The organism is Streptomyces sp. NPDC029956 (genome assembly GCF_055574655.1).
The window spans coordinates 19690-33478 of sequence record NZ_JBVHZJ010000080.1; the positions used below are offsets into that span (position 1 = coordinate 19690).

18 protein-coding genes are annotated in these 13789 nt (G+C 72.2%); 2 read left to right on the forward strand and 16 right to left on the reverse strand.

All coding sequences use genetic code 11. The features are described 5' to 3' along the window. Positions 1–172 precede the first annotated feature (172 nt). The 4 genes from groL to ACZ4XX_RS37200 all read right to left on the reverse strand — a co-directional run bounded on the left by groL (position 173) and on the right by ACZ4XX_RS37200 (position 3643). On the reverse strand, positions 173–1801 hold the full coding sequence (gene groL, locus ACZ4XX_RS37185) for a chaperonin GroEL (RefSeq protein ID WP_030318584.1): 1629 nt from the start codon (positions 1799–1801) through the stop codon (positions 173–175). Between the two features lie 132 nt (positions 1802–1933). Further along, positions 1934–2242 carry a co-chaperone GroES gene (gene groES / locus ACZ4XX_RS37190; protein ID WP_017239619.1) on the reverse strand — a complete coding sequence of 103 codons (309 nt, stop codon included), beginning with the start codon at positions 2240–2242 and terminating at the stop codon, positions 1934–1936. 211 nt (positions 2243–2453) lie between these two features. Next, positions 2454–2720, reverse strand: a complete 267-nt coding sequence (locus ACZ4XX_RS37195; RefSeq protein WP_468512236.1) for a hypothetical protein — start codon at positions 2718–2720, stop codon at positions 2454–2456. Beyond that, the gene (locus ACZ4XX_RS37200; protein WP_468512237.1) at positions 2717–3643 is read right to left on the reverse strand and encodes a polysaccharide deacetylase family protein; all 927 of its coding nucleotides are present in this window, start codon (positions 3641–3643) and stop codon (positions 2717–2719) included. The genes ACZ4XX_RS37195 and ACZ4XX_RS37200 overlap by 4 nt, the downstream gene beginning before the upstream one ends. Positions 3644–3772: 129 nt before the next feature. On the opposite strand from ACZ4XX_RS37200, the gene ACZ4XX_RS37205 reads away from it, so the two are divergent. Further along, positions 3773–4963: a THUMP-like domain-containing protein gene (locus ACZ4XX_RS37205; protein ID WP_468512238.1), complete on the forward strand. Its 1191-nt coding sequence runs from the start codon at positions 3773–3775 to the stop codon at positions 4961–4963. Between the two features lie 102 nt (positions 4964–5065). Here the strand turns inward: ACZ4XX_RS37205 and ACZ4XX_RS37210 are convergent, their stop codons facing one another. The 8 genes from ACZ4XX_RS37210 to tsaB all read right to left on the reverse strand — a co-directional run bounded on the left by ACZ4XX_RS37210 (position 5066) and on the right by tsaB (position 10899). After that, on the reverse strand, positions 5066–5701 hold the full coding sequence (locus tag ACZ4XX_RS37210; RefSeq protein ID WP_468512239.1) for a hypothetical protein: 636 nt from the start codon (positions 5699–5701) through the stop codon (positions 5066–5068). Positions 5702–5722: 21 nt separating this feature from the next. Next, a complete protein-coding gene (locus ACZ4XX_RS37215; protein ID WP_468512246.1) occupies positions 5723–6928 on the reverse strand; it encodes an RNA polymerase sigma factor in 1206 nt (401 codons plus the stop codon). An 82-nt stretch (positions 6929–7010) separates the two neighbouring features. Continuing rightward, positions 7011–7376: a YciI family protein gene (locus tag ACZ4XX_RS37220; RefSeq protein ID WP_187623382.1), complete on the reverse strand. Its 366-nt coding sequence runs from the start codon at positions 7374–7376 to the stop codon at positions 7011–7013. Between the two features lie 108 nt (positions 7377–7484). Then, positions 7485–8333: a polysaccharide deacetylase family protein gene (locus ACZ4XX_RS37225; protein WP_468512240.1), complete on the reverse strand. Its 849-nt coding sequence runs from the start codon at positions 8331–8333 to the stop codon at positions 7485–7487. A gap of 65 nt (positions 8334–8398) precedes the next feature. Further along, the gene (locus tag ACZ4XX_RS37230) at positions 8399–8653 is read right to left on the reverse strand and encodes a hypothetical protein (RefSeq protein ID WP_209496382.1); all 255 of its coding nucleotides are present in this window, start codon (positions 8651–8653) and stop codon (positions 8399–8401) included. Then, positions 8650–9759, reverse strand: a complete 1110-nt coding sequence (gene tsaD, locus ACZ4XX_RS37235) for a tRNA (adenosine(37)-N6)-threonylcarbamoyltransferase complex transferase subunit TsaD (protein WP_468512241.1) — start codon at positions 9757–9759, stop codon at positions 8650–8652. Before tsaD ends, ACZ4XX_RS37230 begins: the two co-directional genes overlap by 4 nt. Next, positions 9749–10219, reverse strand: coding sequence for a ribosomal protein S18-alanine N-acetyltransferase (rimI, locus tag ACZ4XX_RS37240; protein WP_468512247.1), 471 nt, complete (start codon positions 10217–10219; stop codon positions 9749–9751). Before rimI ends, tsaD begins: the two co-directional genes overlap by 11 nt. 23 nt (positions 10220–10242) lie before the next feature. After that, positions 10243–10899 carry a tRNA (adenosine(37)-N6)-threonylcarbamoyltransferase complex dimerization subunit type 1 TsaB gene (tsaB, locus tag ACZ4XX_RS37245; RefSeq protein ID WP_468512242.1) on the reverse strand — a complete coding sequence of 219 codons (657 nt, stop codon included), beginning with the start codon at positions 10897–10899 and terminating at the stop codon, positions 10243–10245. 120 nt (positions 10900–11019) lie between these two features. Here tsaB and ACZ4XX_RS37250 point away from each other — a divergent pair, with 120 nt between their 5' ends. Continuing rightward, positions 11020–11562: a hypothetical protein gene (locus tag ACZ4XX_RS37250; RefSeq protein ID WP_468512248.1), complete on the forward strand. Its 543-nt coding sequence runs from the start codon at positions 11020–11022 to the stop codon at positions 11560–11562. A gap of 32 nt (positions 11563–11594) precedes the next feature. On the opposite strand, the gene ACZ4XX_RS37255 is transcribed toward ACZ4XX_RS37250, so the two are convergent. From ACZ4XX_RS37255 to ACZ4XX_RS37270, 4 genes are all read right to left on the reverse strand, one after another. Beyond that, positions 11595–11786 (reverse strand): hypothetical protein, encoded by a 192-nt coding sequence (locus ACZ4XX_RS37255; RefSeq protein WP_468512243.1) that lies wholly within the window; start codon positions 11784–11786, stop codon positions 11595–11597. 134 nt (positions 11787–11920) lie between these two features. After that, complete coding sequence (tsaE, locus tag ACZ4XX_RS37260) at positions 11921–12421, reverse strand: tRNA (adenosine(37)-N6)-threonylcarbamoyltransferase complex ATPase subunit type 1 TsaE (protein ID WP_468512244.1); 501 nt, start codon at positions 12419–12421, stop codon at positions 11921–11923. Positions 12422–12431: 10 nt separating this feature from the next. Beyond that, a complete protein-coding gene (locus ACZ4XX_RS37265; protein ID WP_468512245.1) occupies positions 12432–13622 on the reverse strand; it encodes an alpha/beta fold hydrolase in 1191 nt (396 codons plus the stop codon). Positions 13623–13632: 10 nt separating this feature from the next. Next, positions 13633–13789, reverse strand: a 157-nt coding sequence (locus ACZ4XX_RS37270) for an alanine racemase C-terminal domain-containing protein (protein WP_468512249.1), incomplete at its 5' end; no start/stop codon positions are given.

The following is a 13789-nucleotide window of genomic DNA, read 5'->3' on the forward strand; positions in this document are numbered from 1 at the left end:
GGGCATGACCCCTCCTCTGGGCTGCGTACCAATCTGTCTTATGTGGAGTCGTGTTCTACCCCTCACGCAACCTCTCCCTGGCCCCCCCACCTCCCGCCCCCCGGGCCTCGGTGTCGAACTACGAACTACGAGCTACGAGCTACGAACCGGCAGCTGCGAGCTACGGCACGCGTCAGTGCGAGTGGCCGTGACCGTGGCCGTGGCCGTGGTCCGCCGGCTCCTCTTCCTTCTTCTCCACCACGAGGGTCTCGGTGGTGAGGAGGAGGGAGGCGATCGAGGCGGCGTTCTCCAGCGCGGAGCGCGTCACCTTCACCGGGTCGATGACGCCGGCCTTGACCAGGTCGCCGTACTCGCCGGTCGCGGCGTTGAAGCCCTGGCCCTTGTCGAGCTCCGCCACCTTCGAGGTGATGACGTAGCCCTCGAGGCCGGCGTTCTCGGCGATCCAGCGCAGCGGCTCGACGGCGGCGCGGCGGACGACCGCGACACCCGTGGCCTCGTCGCCGGTCTTGTCGAGGTTGCCCTCGAGGACCTTGACGGCGTGGACGAGCGCGGAGCCACCGCCGGAGACGATGCCCTCCTCGACCGCGGCGCGGGTCGCCGAGATGGCGTCCTCGAGACGGTGCTTCTTCTCCTTCAGCTCCACCTCGGTGGCGGCGCCGACCTTGATCACGCACACGCCGCCGGCCAGCTTCGCGAGGCGCTCCTGGAGCTTCTCACGGTCCCAGTCGGAGTCCGTGGACTCGATCTCGGCCTTGATCTGGTTGACGCGGCCGGCCACCTCGGACGAGTCGCCGCCACCGTCGACGATCGTGGTGTCGTCCTTGGTGATGGTGACGCGGCGGGCGGTGCCGAGCACGTCCAGGCCGGCCTGGTCGAGCTTGAGGCCGACCTCCTCGGCGATGACGGTCGCACCGGTGAGGGTGGCGATGTCGCCGAGCATGGCCTTGCGGCGGTCACCGAAACCGGGGGCCTTGACGGCCACGGCGTTGAAGGTGCCACGGATCTTGTTCACGACCAGGGTCGACAGGGCCTCGCCCTCGACGTCCTCGGCGATGATCAGCAGCGGCTTGCCGGCGCCGGCCTGGATGACCTTCTCCAGGATGGGCAGCAGGTCCTGGATCGAGGAGATCTTGCCCTGGTTGATCAGGATGTACGGGTCGTCGAGGACGGCCTCCATACGCTCCTGGTCGGTCACCATGTACGGGGACAGGTAGCCCTTGTCGAAGGCCATGCCCTCGGTGAAGTCGAGCTCAAGACCGAAGGTGTTGGACTCCTCGACGGTGATGACACCGTCCTTGCCGACCTTGTCCATCGCCTCGGCGATGAGCTCGCCGACCTGCTGGTCCTGCGCGGAGAGCGCGGCGACGGCGGCGATGTCGGACTTGTCCTCGATCGGGCGCGCGGTGGCGAGCAGCTCGTCGGAGACGGCCTTGACGGCGGCGTCGATGCCCTTCTTCAGCGCGGCCGGGGAGGCACCCGCGGCGACGTTGCGCAGACCCTCGCGGACCAGGGCCTGGGCGAGCACGGTGGCGGTGGTGGTGCCGTCACCCGCGATGTCGTTGGTCTTGGTCGCCACCTCCTTCACCAGCTGGGCGCCGAGGTTCTCGTACGGGTCCTCGATCTCGACCTCGCGGGCGATCGTGACACCGTCGTTGGTGATGGTGGGGGCGCCGAACTTCTTGTCGATGACGACGTTGCGGCCCTTGGGGCCGATCGTCACCTTCACCGTGTCGGCAAGCTTGTTGACGCCGCGCTCAAGGGCGCGACGGGCGTCCTCGTCGAACTTCAGGATCTTCGCCATGGGAGCGGTTCAGCCCTCTCGGAATCGGGGTGGAACGAACCGCGCCCCGGGGCGCCTGGAAGGGGCCTCGGGGCGCAGCTCTGAGCATCTGCTGGGTGCTCGGTACTTCAGGTACTTCGGTACGTCGGTGAATTACTTCTCGACGATCGCGAGCACGTCGCGAGCCGAGAGGACGAGGTACTCCTCGCCGTTGTACTTCACCTCGGTGCCGCCGTACTTGCTGTACAGCACGATGTCGCCGGTCTTGACGTCGAGCGGCAGACGCTCGCCGTTCTCGAAGCGACCCGGGCCCACGGCCAGGACGACGCCCTCCTGGGGCTTCTCCTTGGCGGTGTCCGGGATGACCAGGCCAGAGGCGGTGGTCTGCTCGGCGTCGAGCGGCTGGACCACAATGCGGTCCTCGAGCGGCTTGATGGCAACCTTGGAGCTGGTGGTCGTCACGATCCGACCTCCCCCTTCGGAGATCTCGGGGTCAACTGTCTGAGGTGGCGACCAGGTGGATCCGTCGTCGCGGGTGCCGGACCTGCCCGTCGCTCTGTTGGCACTCTCCAGTGGTGAGTGCCAGAGCCGAGACTATGACCGCGATTAGCACTCGGTCAAGCGGAGTGCCAATTCCTCACTCGTGGCGGTGCCGTCCCGGCGGGGAGGGGCCTCAGTCGCCCCGGACGTCCGGCACCGGCAGCAGCCCCTTCGAGGCGCGGTCGGCCGGCGGTGCCGGCTTCGCGTCGCGGGGTCCGACGCGTTCCGCCGCCTTCCGGCCGAGCCGCTCGATCGAGTCCACGGTCGAGGCGCATCCGGTCAGCCCCAGCACGAGCACCGCGGCCAGGAGCACCGCCGCCCGCCGCCCGCTCGCACGCGGCCCGCGCCGCTCGCTCGCGCGTGGCCCCCGACGTCCGCTCGCACACAGTCCTCGGGTCACACGTAGTCCTCGAGCTTCGCGACCGCGTACCCCTTGGCCGTGATCACGTTCATCACCCGGCGGACCATGTCGGCCATGCTGCCCTTCCAGTCCTCCTTGCCCCGGAAGTGGGTGAGGACGATGTCGCCGGGGTGCAGGTCCCGGTCCCACTCGCGCCACTCCATGTGGTCGGGGAAGGCCTCCGCCGCCCAGAGCGGGACGGCCTTGACGCCGCAGGTACTGGCGGCCCGCAGGGTGTCCTCGTTGTAGTTGCCGTACGGCGGGCGGAACAGCGGGGGCCGCTTGCCGAATCGTTTCTCGATGACGTCCTGCATGCCGCAGATCTCGCGCTTCTGCTGCTTGTACGAGAGTCCGGGCAGGTAGCGGTGGTTGAGGGTGTGGTTGTGCAGGGCCACCCCCTCCTCCTGCGACTTCTGCATCCGGGCGAAGTAGCCGTAGTCGTCCTTGACGACGTAGTCGCTGAGGAAGGCGCTGTAGGGGATCTTCAGCTCCTTCATCATCCGCAGCAGTTCGGGGTCCTTCTCCGAGCCGTCGTCGATCGTCAGGAAGACGATCTTCTGCTTGGTCGGGACGGTGGTGAAGACGGGGGGCAGGCCTTCGCCGTCGGTCTCGAAGCCCTTGCGGGTGGTGATCTTCGGCTTGACGGCGGGCGGGGCCGGGGCTTCGAGCGGGGGCTTGGCGAGGCCCCACTTCCTGGCGGCGAGCACACGGGCGGCGCGCTGCTTGCGGACCTTCTCGACGTACGCGTTGAGCGCACCGGCCGCGGCCTGCTCCTGGGCCCGCGCCTGCTGCCCGGCGGCGGGGGCGGGCGCGCCGCGGTCCGGCTCGGCGCTTTCGGAGCAGCCGGTGGCGGCGGAGGCGAGGGCGGCGACGACGAGCACCGCCCCGAGCACCCGGGAGGAACCGTGCACACCTTTTGCCATCATTTATTCCTTTTGTCGTACGAGTCGTATGGCGCCGCATCCTGTCAGCGCGGACGCCTCTTCCCGGGTACGACACCGCCGTACGTGCCCTCGGTCCCCCGGCCGGCCCACAGCATCACAGGGCCCACAATGGGACGGGTGACCGACCTCGCCTCCTTCGCCCCGCTGCTCACCCCCGAGGGCCAGACGCTCCTCACGGCTCTGCGCGACCACGACCCCGCCCAGGAACTGGCGGTCGTCTCCCGGCTGCGCCGTGACCACCCCGCCGAGCTGGTCACGGCGGCCGTCGGGCAGGCACGGCTGCGGCAGCGGGCGGTGGCGAAGTTCGGCGCGGAGGACGCGTACCGGATGTACTTCACGCCGAACGGCGTCGAGCAGTCGACGCGCGCCTCGGTCGGCACCTACCGGGCCGGCCGGATGAAGGAGCTCGGGATCCGGAGCGTCGCGGACCTCTGCTCCGGGATCGGCGGCGACGCGATCGCCCTGGCGCGCGCCGGGATCTCGGTCCTCGCCGTGGACCGCGACCCGCTGACGGCGGAGGTCGCCCGCGCCAACGCCGAGGCGCTCGGCCTCGCGGAGCTCATCGAGGTGCGGTGCGCGGACGTCACCGAGATCGACACCGCCCCCTACGACGCGGTCTTCGTCGACCCGGCCCGGCGCGGCGGCCGGGGCCGGATCTTCGATCCCGAGGCGTACTCCCCGCCGCTCTCCTGGGCGGTCGAGGCGGCCCGCAAGGCCCCGCACGCGGCCCTCAAGGTGGCCCCCGGCATCCCCCACGAGGCGGTCCCCGCGGAAGCCGAGGCCGAGTGGATCTCGGACGGCGGGGACGTCAAGGAGGCCGTCCTCTGGTTCGGCACCGAACCGGGCGCCCGCCGCGCCACCCTGCTGCCCTCGGGCGCCGGCCTCGTCGGCCGCGGCCTCCCCGACCCGGCGGTCCGCCCGGTCGGCCGCTACCTCTACGAGCCGGACGGCGCGGTCATCCGCGCGCACCTCGTCGCCGAGGTGGCGGAGGAGCTGGCCGGCGGTCTGATCGACGAGACGATCGCCTACGTCACGGCGGACGAGCTGGTCCCGACGCCGTACGCCGCCTCGTACGAGATCACCGACGAACTCCCCTTCAACCTCAAGAAGTTGAAGGCCCTGCTGCGGGAACGCGAGGTCGGCACCCTGACGGTGAAGAAGCGCGGTTCGGCGGTCGAACCCGAGGAGATCCGCCGCAGGGTGAAGCCGAAGGGCCCGAACGCGGCGACGGTCCTGCTCACCCGGGTCGCCGGAGCCCCGACGATGCTGATCGGCCGGCCGGCGGGCGGCGGCCGCTGACCCCACCGCTCAGGACGCGACGGGCGGGGCATCCCTACGCGCGGCGGCCGAGGGACGCGACGCGCGACGCCACGAAGGCCGACGGCCCGGAGCGGCTGCCCCTCAGGACGCGGCCGCCGGCCCGCGGCCCGTCAGCCGCACCGCGAAGCGGTAGTGGCCGACGGCCTTCACCAGACCCGTCAGCCCGGTGACCCAGAGGATCATGGCGACGCCCATCCCGTAGGCGACCAGGCCGTAGCCGTCGTCGCGGCTGACGCCCGCCGGGACCGCGAAGCCCATCCAGAGGCCCAGGCCGCACATCGCGAAGGACAGCAGCAGCCAGCAGGCACTGAGGACGGGGGCGCGCAGCCGGGCGTCCGTCGGGCCGTGCCGGTCCAGGGCCGCCCACTGGGCGAGGCGCTCGCGGACCGTCCGGTCGAGCCGCAGGCTGCGGACCGTCAGCCACACGGTCGGGACGAGGACCCCGATGCCGAGGACCGCCGTGACGAGCCCGGTCAGCATCATCAGCGGGTCCGGGAGGGGCTGTCCGATCGAGGTGAGCAGGACGCCGACCAGCCCCCAGCCCAGTTGGAGCAGGAGGAACCAGAGCAGGAACATCGCGAGTCGCCCGATCCCGAGCAGCCGCCTGCCGAGCTCGTCCAGGGCCCGTGCCCGGTCGGCGAGCCGCGCCTCCCGGTCGGGCCAGCTCCGGATCTCGGCGGGCGGGGGCGGCGGGGGCAACGGGTTACGCGGGGACATGCCAAGCACCCTACGGGCGGGTCACGACGCGTCCAACTCCCGCACCTTCCCCCGCAACAGCGCCCGTTCGCTCTCGTTCCGGGTGAGGTCCGCCGCCCGCTCGAACTCCGCCCGCGCCTCCTCCGCCCGTCCGAGGCGGGCCAGCAGGTCGCCCCGGACGCTCGGCAGCAGGTGGTAGCGGGCCAGGTCCGGTTCGGCGGCGAGGGCGTCGACGATCGGGAGGGCCGCCGCGGGGCCCTTGGCCATCGACACGGCGACCGCCCGGTTCAGCTCGACGACCGGCGAGGGGGCGAGGGCTCCCAGCTTCCCGTACAGCGCGGAGATCGTCGCCCAGTCCGTCTCCTCGTACGAGGCGGCCCGCGCGTGGAGGGCGGCGATCGCGGCCTGGAGGGCGTACGGCCCGTACGAGCGCCCGTCCCCGGCGCGTTCGAGCGCGGCGTATCCGCGCCGGATGAGGAGCCGGTTCCAGCGCCGCCGGTCCTGCGCGGCGAGCAGCACCGGCCGCCCGTCGGGCCCGGTCCTGGCAGCCGTCCGGGAGGCCTGGAGCTCCAGCAGGGCGACGAGCCCCTGCGCCTCGCCCTCCTGCGGGACGAGCGCGGCGAGGACGCGGGCGAGCCGCAGCGCGTCCTCGCAGAGGCCCGGCCGCAGCAGGTCGTCGCCGGCGGTCGCCGCGTACCCCTCGTTGAAGATCAGGTACACGACCTCGAGGACGGAGCCGAGCCGGGCCGCCCGGTCCTCCCCGTACGGCACCTCGAACTCCACGCCCGCCTTCGCGAGCGCCCGCTTGGCGCGGGTGATCCGGGCCGCGACGGTCGCCTCCGGCACCAGGAACGCGCGGGCGATCTCGTCCGTCCGGAGCCCGCCGACGAGCCGCAGGGTGAGGGCGGCGCGCGCCTCGGCGGAGAGCACCGGGTGGCAGGCGGTGAAGATCAGCCGCAGCACGTCGTCGTCGATGTCCCCGGGGCCCGCGGGCTCGGGATCGTACGACTCCTCCGTGAGCGTCCGGCCCACCTCCGCGAGCTTCCGCGCATACGTCTCGCGCCGCCGCACCAGGTCGACGGCCCGGTGCTTGGCGGCGGCCGTCAGCCAGGCTCCCGGGCGCTCCGGGACGCCTGTCCGCGGCCACTGCTCGAGCGCGGCGACGAGCGCGTCCTGGGCGATCTCCTCGGCGATGCCGACGTCGCGTACGGTCCGCGCCACCGTGGCGATGATCCGCGCCGACTCCATCCGGAAGACCGTCTCCAGCGTCTCCTCGACCGTCTGTGCCGTCACGTCTCACATGACAGCACAGGAACGGCTCCGGAACGGGTCAGCCCTCCGGCATCTCCTCGACCTCGCGGACCTCGAGACCGACCTTCCACTGCGGCGGGTGCACGGCGAGGAACCGCTTCCCCCACTCGACGGCCTCGGCCATGTCCTTGCACTGGAGCATCGCGTAGCCGCCGACGACCTCCTTGGTCTCGGTGAACGGTCCGTCGGTGAACGACAGCTTCCCGTCCGACCAGGTGATCCGGGTGGACTCGGAGGTCGGCCTGAGCCCGGCGGTGTCCACCATGGCCCCGGCCTTGGTGATCTCCTCGAAGAGCGCGCCCATCCGCTCCTCGAAGCCGGGGTCGGCGCTCTCCATGTCGATGGTGTTCTCCTCGATGCGGACGAGGGACAGGAAGCGGGGCATGACGACTCCTCGGTGGTGCGGTGGCGGGGCCGTTCCCCGCCTTCCACACATACGTCGAACGGGCGGACCCCGCATCGACGACCCGCCAGAAGTTTCTTTCTAGACGTACTAGACGTAGTCCTCCAGGCGCGCCACCGTGAAGCCCTGCTCCTGTATGCGGCGGAGCATCGTCGCCGTCATCTCGGTCATCGTCCTGCCCTTGAGCTCGGACGGGCCGCGGAAGTGCGCCAGGATGATGTCGCCGGGGTGCAGCTTCCTGTCGCCGCGCTGGTACTGCATGTTCTTGATCTGCATGGACTCGCGCCACAGCACGATCGCGTCGACGCCGCACGTGCCCGCCGCCGCGCGCGTGGCCTCGTTCCAGTTGCCGTAGGGCGGGCGGAAGAGGCGCGGGGTCGTGCCGTACCGCTGGGCGAGCTTCGTCTGCTGGCCGCAGATCTCGCGGCGCTGGGCTTCCTGGGAGAGGGTGCGCAGGTTCGGGTGGGTGAGGGTGTGGTTGGCGAGCCCGTGGCCCTGGGCGACGAGCGGCGCGAAGTACCCGTAGTCGGCACGGACGGCCGAGTCCGTGAGGAACATCGTGACCGGGATCCCGAGGTCCTTCATCATCCTCACGAACGCGGGGTCCTTCTCCGCCCCGTCGTCGATCGTGATGAAGACGATCTTCTCGGTGGTCGGTATGTCGCTGATGACGGGGACCGGCTCTCCCGGCTTGCGCGTCACCGGCTTGACCGCCGGCGGGGCGGGCGGGGCCGGGAAGGGCTTGAGGCCCCAGCGGCGGTACGCGGCGGCGGCCGCGGCCCCGGCGTCCTCGGGAGCCTTGCCCTCGGCGGACGGGTCGGCCGCGGGCGCGTCCGTCGTCGCCGTGGCGGCGGCGGGACCCGGCTGCTCCGCCGCACAGCCGGTCACCAGGAGGGCGGCGGCGGTCAGCACCGCCCACAGCGCGATCTTCTTCTTCACGCGCTGTGGGATGCCGGATTCGATCGAAAGGTTGCCCTATTCTCGGCCTGGTGTCGCCCGTCCGGCTATTCGACCGATTCGAAGCGCCAGCGGTGGACCGGACGGGTGATCAGCTCCGCGTCCGGCTCCGGCAGCTCGGGCAGCTCGGCGTCGAAGGTCTCCGCGTCCCACCAGGTGAGGACCAGGACCCGGTCCTGCGGGGCCCGGAAGACCTCCCGGCGGACCGGCTCACGGGCGAGGACCCGCGCCCGGGCCCACTCCAGGAGCTCGGCGCCGCGGCCCTGCGCGGCCCGCGCCTCCCACATGAGGGTGAGCCTCATGAGTACAGGTTCTCCTTGCTGACCTCGTGCACGTGATCGTGGTCGTGGGAGTGGCCGTGCGCGCCCGGCACGTGCGGGTCCGTCACCGGCAGCGACGAGTCCGCCGACAGTTCCAGGTCGGAGGCGGGCCGGTTGCGGGCCACCATCTCGGAGCCGAGGGCCGCGACCATCGCGCCGTTGTCCGTGCACAGTCCGGGCCGGGGAACCCGCAGCCGGATGCCGGCCCGCTCGCAGCGCTCCTGGGCGAGGGCCCGGAGTCGCGAGTTGGCGGCGACGCCGCCGCCGATCATGAGGTGGTCGACGCCCTCGTCCTTGCAGGCCCGGACGGCCTTGCGGGTGAGCACGTCCACGACGGCCTCCTGGAAGGACGCGGCGACGTCCCGGACCGGCACCTCCTCGCCGGCCGCCCGCTTGGCCTCGATCCAGCGGGCCACGGCGGTCTTGAGGCCGGAGAAGGAGAAGTCGTACGCGGGGTCCCGGGAGCCGCTGAGGCCGCGCGGGAACGCGATGGCGGCCGGGTCGCCCTCCTTGGCGAGCCGGTCGATGACCGGTCCGCCGGGGAAGCCGAGGTCGAGCACGCGGGCGATCTTGTCGAAGGCCTCGCCGGCCGCGTCGTCGATGGTGGCGCCCATCGGCCGCACGTCGGAGGTGATGTCGGAGGAGAGCAGCAGCGAGGAGTGCCCGCCGGAGACCAGCAGGGCCATCGTCGGCTCGGGCAGCTTGCCGTGCTCCAGCTGGTCGACGCAGATGTGCGAGGCGAGGTGGTTGACGCCGTAGAGCGGCTTGCCGAGGGCGTAGGCGTAGGCCTTGGCGGCGGAGACGCCGACGAGCAGGGCGCCCGCGAGCCCGGGGCCGGCGGTGACGGCGATGCCGTCGAGGTCCTTGGCGGAGATCCCGGCGGTCTTGAGGGCGCGCTCGATCGTCGGGACCATCGCCTCCAGGTGGGCGCGGGAGGCGATCTCGGGCACGACGCCGCCGAAGCGGGCGTGGGTGTCGACGCTGGACGCGATGGCGTCCGCGAGGAGCGTGGTCCCGTGGACGATGCCGACGCCGGTCTCGTCGCAGGAGGTCTCGATGCCGAGTACGAGCGGTTCGTCAGCAGCCATCAGAATCAGTCTCAGTTCCTTGAACGGTCAGTCGCATCACGAGCGCGTCCACGTTTCCGGGCTGGTAGTAGCCGCGCCGGAAACCGATGGGCTCGAAGCCGAAGCGCTCGTAGAGCTTCTGGGCCCTGGTGTTGTCCACGCGCACTTCGAGGAGCACCTCTTCGCACTCGAAGGCGGTGGCGTGGTGGAGCAGGTCGGTGAGGAGCCGGGCGCCGAGCCCGGTACCCCACTGGTCACGGGCGACGGCGATCGTCTGTACGTCGCCGAGTCCGCCGGCCGCGGCGAGCCCGGCGTACCCGACGAGCACTCCCCCGGCGGTCTCGGCCACGATGTAGCGGCGGGTGGCCCGCGGCCCGCGCGCGTGCGCGAGCTCCGACCAGAACATCCCCGCCGACCAGGCGTCCTCGGGGAACAGCTCGTCCTCGAGGGCCAGCACCGGTGCGATGTCCCACCAGCGCATCTCGCGCAGCTCCACGGCCCCGGTCACTTGGGGGTGACCACCTTGTAGTTCTTCGGCACCTGCGCGTCGGGCCGGCGCAGGTACATCGGCAGCGGGTCGAGGAAGCCGCCTTCGCCGGCCGCGAGCCGCTCCGCCGCGAGCGCGGCGAGCGCGGCCGCCGACTGGTGCTCGGGGTCGCGGGCGTCGGGGAAGGCCTCGGGATAGAGGCGGGCGCCCGCGCCGACGACGGGGAGTCCGGCGAGCCGCCCGGCGATCTCGGCGGGCCGGTCGACGGCCGCGTCGGTCACGCGCGTACGGGAGTCGTCGTACCGCGCCCAGTAGACCTCCTTGCGGCGCGCGTCCGTGGCGACGACGAAGGGCTCGTCGATCCCGGAGGCGTACGCGAGGCCGTCGAGGGTGCACAGGCCGTGCACCGGGACGCCGAGCGCGGAGGAGAAGGCCGCGGCCGTGACGAGACCGACCCGGAGGCCGGTGTACGGCCCGGGGCCGACGCCGACGACGATCCCGGTGACCGCGTCGAGCTTCAGCCCGGCCTCCTTGAGGACCCGGTCGACGGCGGGCAGCAAGAGCTCCCCGTGGCGGCGGGCGTCGACCTGACTCGACGAGGCGACGACGGCCTCGCCGTCGTGGAGGGCGACGGTGACGGCGGGGGTGGCGGTATCCATGGCGAGCAACAGCACGCGAACAGCCTACGGCTCCCGGGCACGGTGCCCCGCCCCTCGTTCCGTCGGCTGCTACCGTCACCCTTCGATACGTTCGTACGAGAGGTGGGCACGGTGGCACGGAGCAGCTCGGGATTCGTGGCCGGGCTCACGGCGGCAGCCGTCGCCGCGGTCTGCTTCCTGGCGTACCAGGCTTCGGCGAACGCCCCCTCGGATCTGGCGGCCGAGCCCCGGACCCCCGGCACCTCCGTCCCGTCGATCTCGCCGAGCGGCGGACCGAAGCAGCCGCCGAAGGATCCGCTGGCCGTGCCGGCGGCCTCCGGCAGCGGCGAGCGCGTGGTGTACTCCCTCGCCGACCGCCGGGTGTGGCTGGTCGGCGCGAAGGGCAAGGCCACCCGGTCGTTCACGGTGATGCCGAGCACGGTGGACCCGGCGCCGGGCGCCTACAGCGTGACGTCCCGCTCGGGCTCGGTCCGCGGCTCGGACGGCGTGCAGATCGAGCACGTGGTGCGGTTCGCGACGGCCCAGGACGTGGCGATCGGCTTCAGCGCGGCGGTCGACGGCTCGACGCCGAGCCCGGATCCGGCGAGGAAGACCGGCGGCATCCGCATGAAGCGGGCCGACGGGGACGCGCTGTGGACGTTCGCGGCGATCGGCGCGAAGGTCGTCGTCGTCGCGTAGGGCCGGCGGCGCGCTCCGGCGCCGCCCCGCGGTTACGCCGCTCTGCCGCGGACGACCCGCACGATCCGCTCGACCTGCCCGGCCCTCGCCCCGTGCTCCTCGTCCACCCGGTCGGGGCGCCCGCCCGGCGGGGTCGACACGGCGCGGGCGGCCGCGCAGGATGCCAGCAGCTCACTCATCGAGACGTGGTCCCGGACGGGTTCCGCGCGCTTCGGCGTCGCCATGCATGCCTCCCGTAGGTTAGGTTCACCTAACCAGCTTGTGCATCCATGTGACCACGGCACGTGGGAACGACGCAACACCTTCCCGACACGTTGTCGGAAACTACGTACGACCGTGGGGCCGCCCGTACGGCCGGTCAGAGCACTCCCAGGTCCTCCTCGGCCCAGCGCGGGCCGATCCCGCGCAGCACGACCGTGCGCCGGTCGTCGTCGGTGTCGCCGGTCACCCGGTGGATCAGCAGGTGCAGCCGGTCGTCCGTCAGCTCCTCGACCTTCCCGTCACCCCACTCGACGACCACGACCGACTCGGGCAGCGAGACGTCCAGATCGAGGTCCTCCATCTCGTCGAGGCCCCCGCCGAGGCGGTACGCGTCGACGTGCACCAGCGCGGGGCCGCCGACCAGGGACGGATGGACGCGGGCGATGACGAAGGTCGGGGAGGTGACGGCGCCCCGCACGCCGAGGCCCTCTCCGAGGCCCCGGGTGAGGGTGGTCTTCCCGGCGCCGAGTTCACCGGTGAGCATGACGAGATCGCCGGGGCGGAGGATCTTCGCGAGGCGGCGGCCGAGCTCCTGCATCTGCTGGGGGGAGTCGACGGAGAGGGTGGCGCCGGAGACGGGCGGGTGCGCTGCTTCCATACCCGCCAACTTAGCTGTTGCGGGTCTCCGGCCTCACCGCGACGGTCGCGACCTCCGCCTCGGGGACGGCTCCCGCCCGGACGAGCAGGTCGGCGAGCCGGTCGGTGACGGCCTCCGGGTGCTCCAGCATCACCAGATGTCCGCCGTCCGGCACGATGACGAGTTCCGCGTCCGGGAGGAGATCGGCGATGGCCTCCGTGTGGGAGCTGGGGGTGACGAGGTCGTGGTCGCCGGCGAGCGCGAGCACCGGGAGGTCGCGCAGGACGGGCAGCGCGGCGGACTTGTCGTGCTCGGCGAAGGCAGGGTAGAAGGCGGCGACGACGTCGATGGGGGTGGACTCGATCATCCGCTCGGCGAAGCGGGCGACAGCGGGATCCACGTCCCTCGACGCGAACGAGTACTTCTTGATGAGCCCGGCGAACAGGTCCGCGGTCGCCCGCCGGCCCCGCTCGACCAGCTCGGCCTGGGAACCGAGCGCGCGCAGCACACCGGGCAGGACCCGCCGGACGGCGTTGACGCCGGCGATCGGAAGGCCGTACGAGACCTCCCCGAGCTTCCCGGCGGACGTACCGACGAAGGCGACGCCGACGACCCGGTCGCGGACGAACTCCGGGTACCGGTCCGCGAGCGCCATGATCGTCATGCCCCCCATCGAGTGACCGACCAGGACGAGCGGACCCTCGGGCGCGGCGACGTCGAGGACGGCCTTGAGGTCGCGGCCCAGCTGGTCGATGGTGACGGGCACAGCGTCGGCGCCGGTCTGGGCGACGCCCTGACCCGAGCGGCCGTGGCTGCGATGGTCCCAGTGGACGGTACGGACGAGACCGCGCAGCGCGGCCCGCTGGAAGTGCCAGGAGTCCTGGTTGAGGCAGTAGCCGTGGCTGAAGACGACGGTCACGGGGGCGGGCTCCTTGCGCCCGAAGAGCCGCCGCCGACGGGCCGGCGGAGTGTCCGCAGCCACTTCGTCGACCTCGTAGTACAGGACGGTCGAGTCGTCGGCGAGGGCCCGGCCCGGGGTCCCGCGCAGCCCGCCGTACGGGCCGGTCGAGTCGAGGGCGAGCCGCGCCTTCTGCCGTACGGACCGACCGACGGTGAGGCGCTCGACGGCCACCCCGGCGGCGGCTCCCGCCGCGAGGACGCCTATCGCGGCGCCGGCGAATCCGGCGCGGCGCCAGGTACCGGTGCTGCTGGACTCGCCCATGGGCCCCCCTCTATCCGCCCAGGTACACGCGCGGGACGCGCGCGCCGATCCGGGTGACGATCTCGTACGCGATGGTGTCGGCGGCCACCGCCCAGTCCTCGGCGGTCGGTTCGCCCCGGTCCCCGGGTCCGAACAGCACGGCCTCGGTGCCCGGCGCGGGCTCGTCC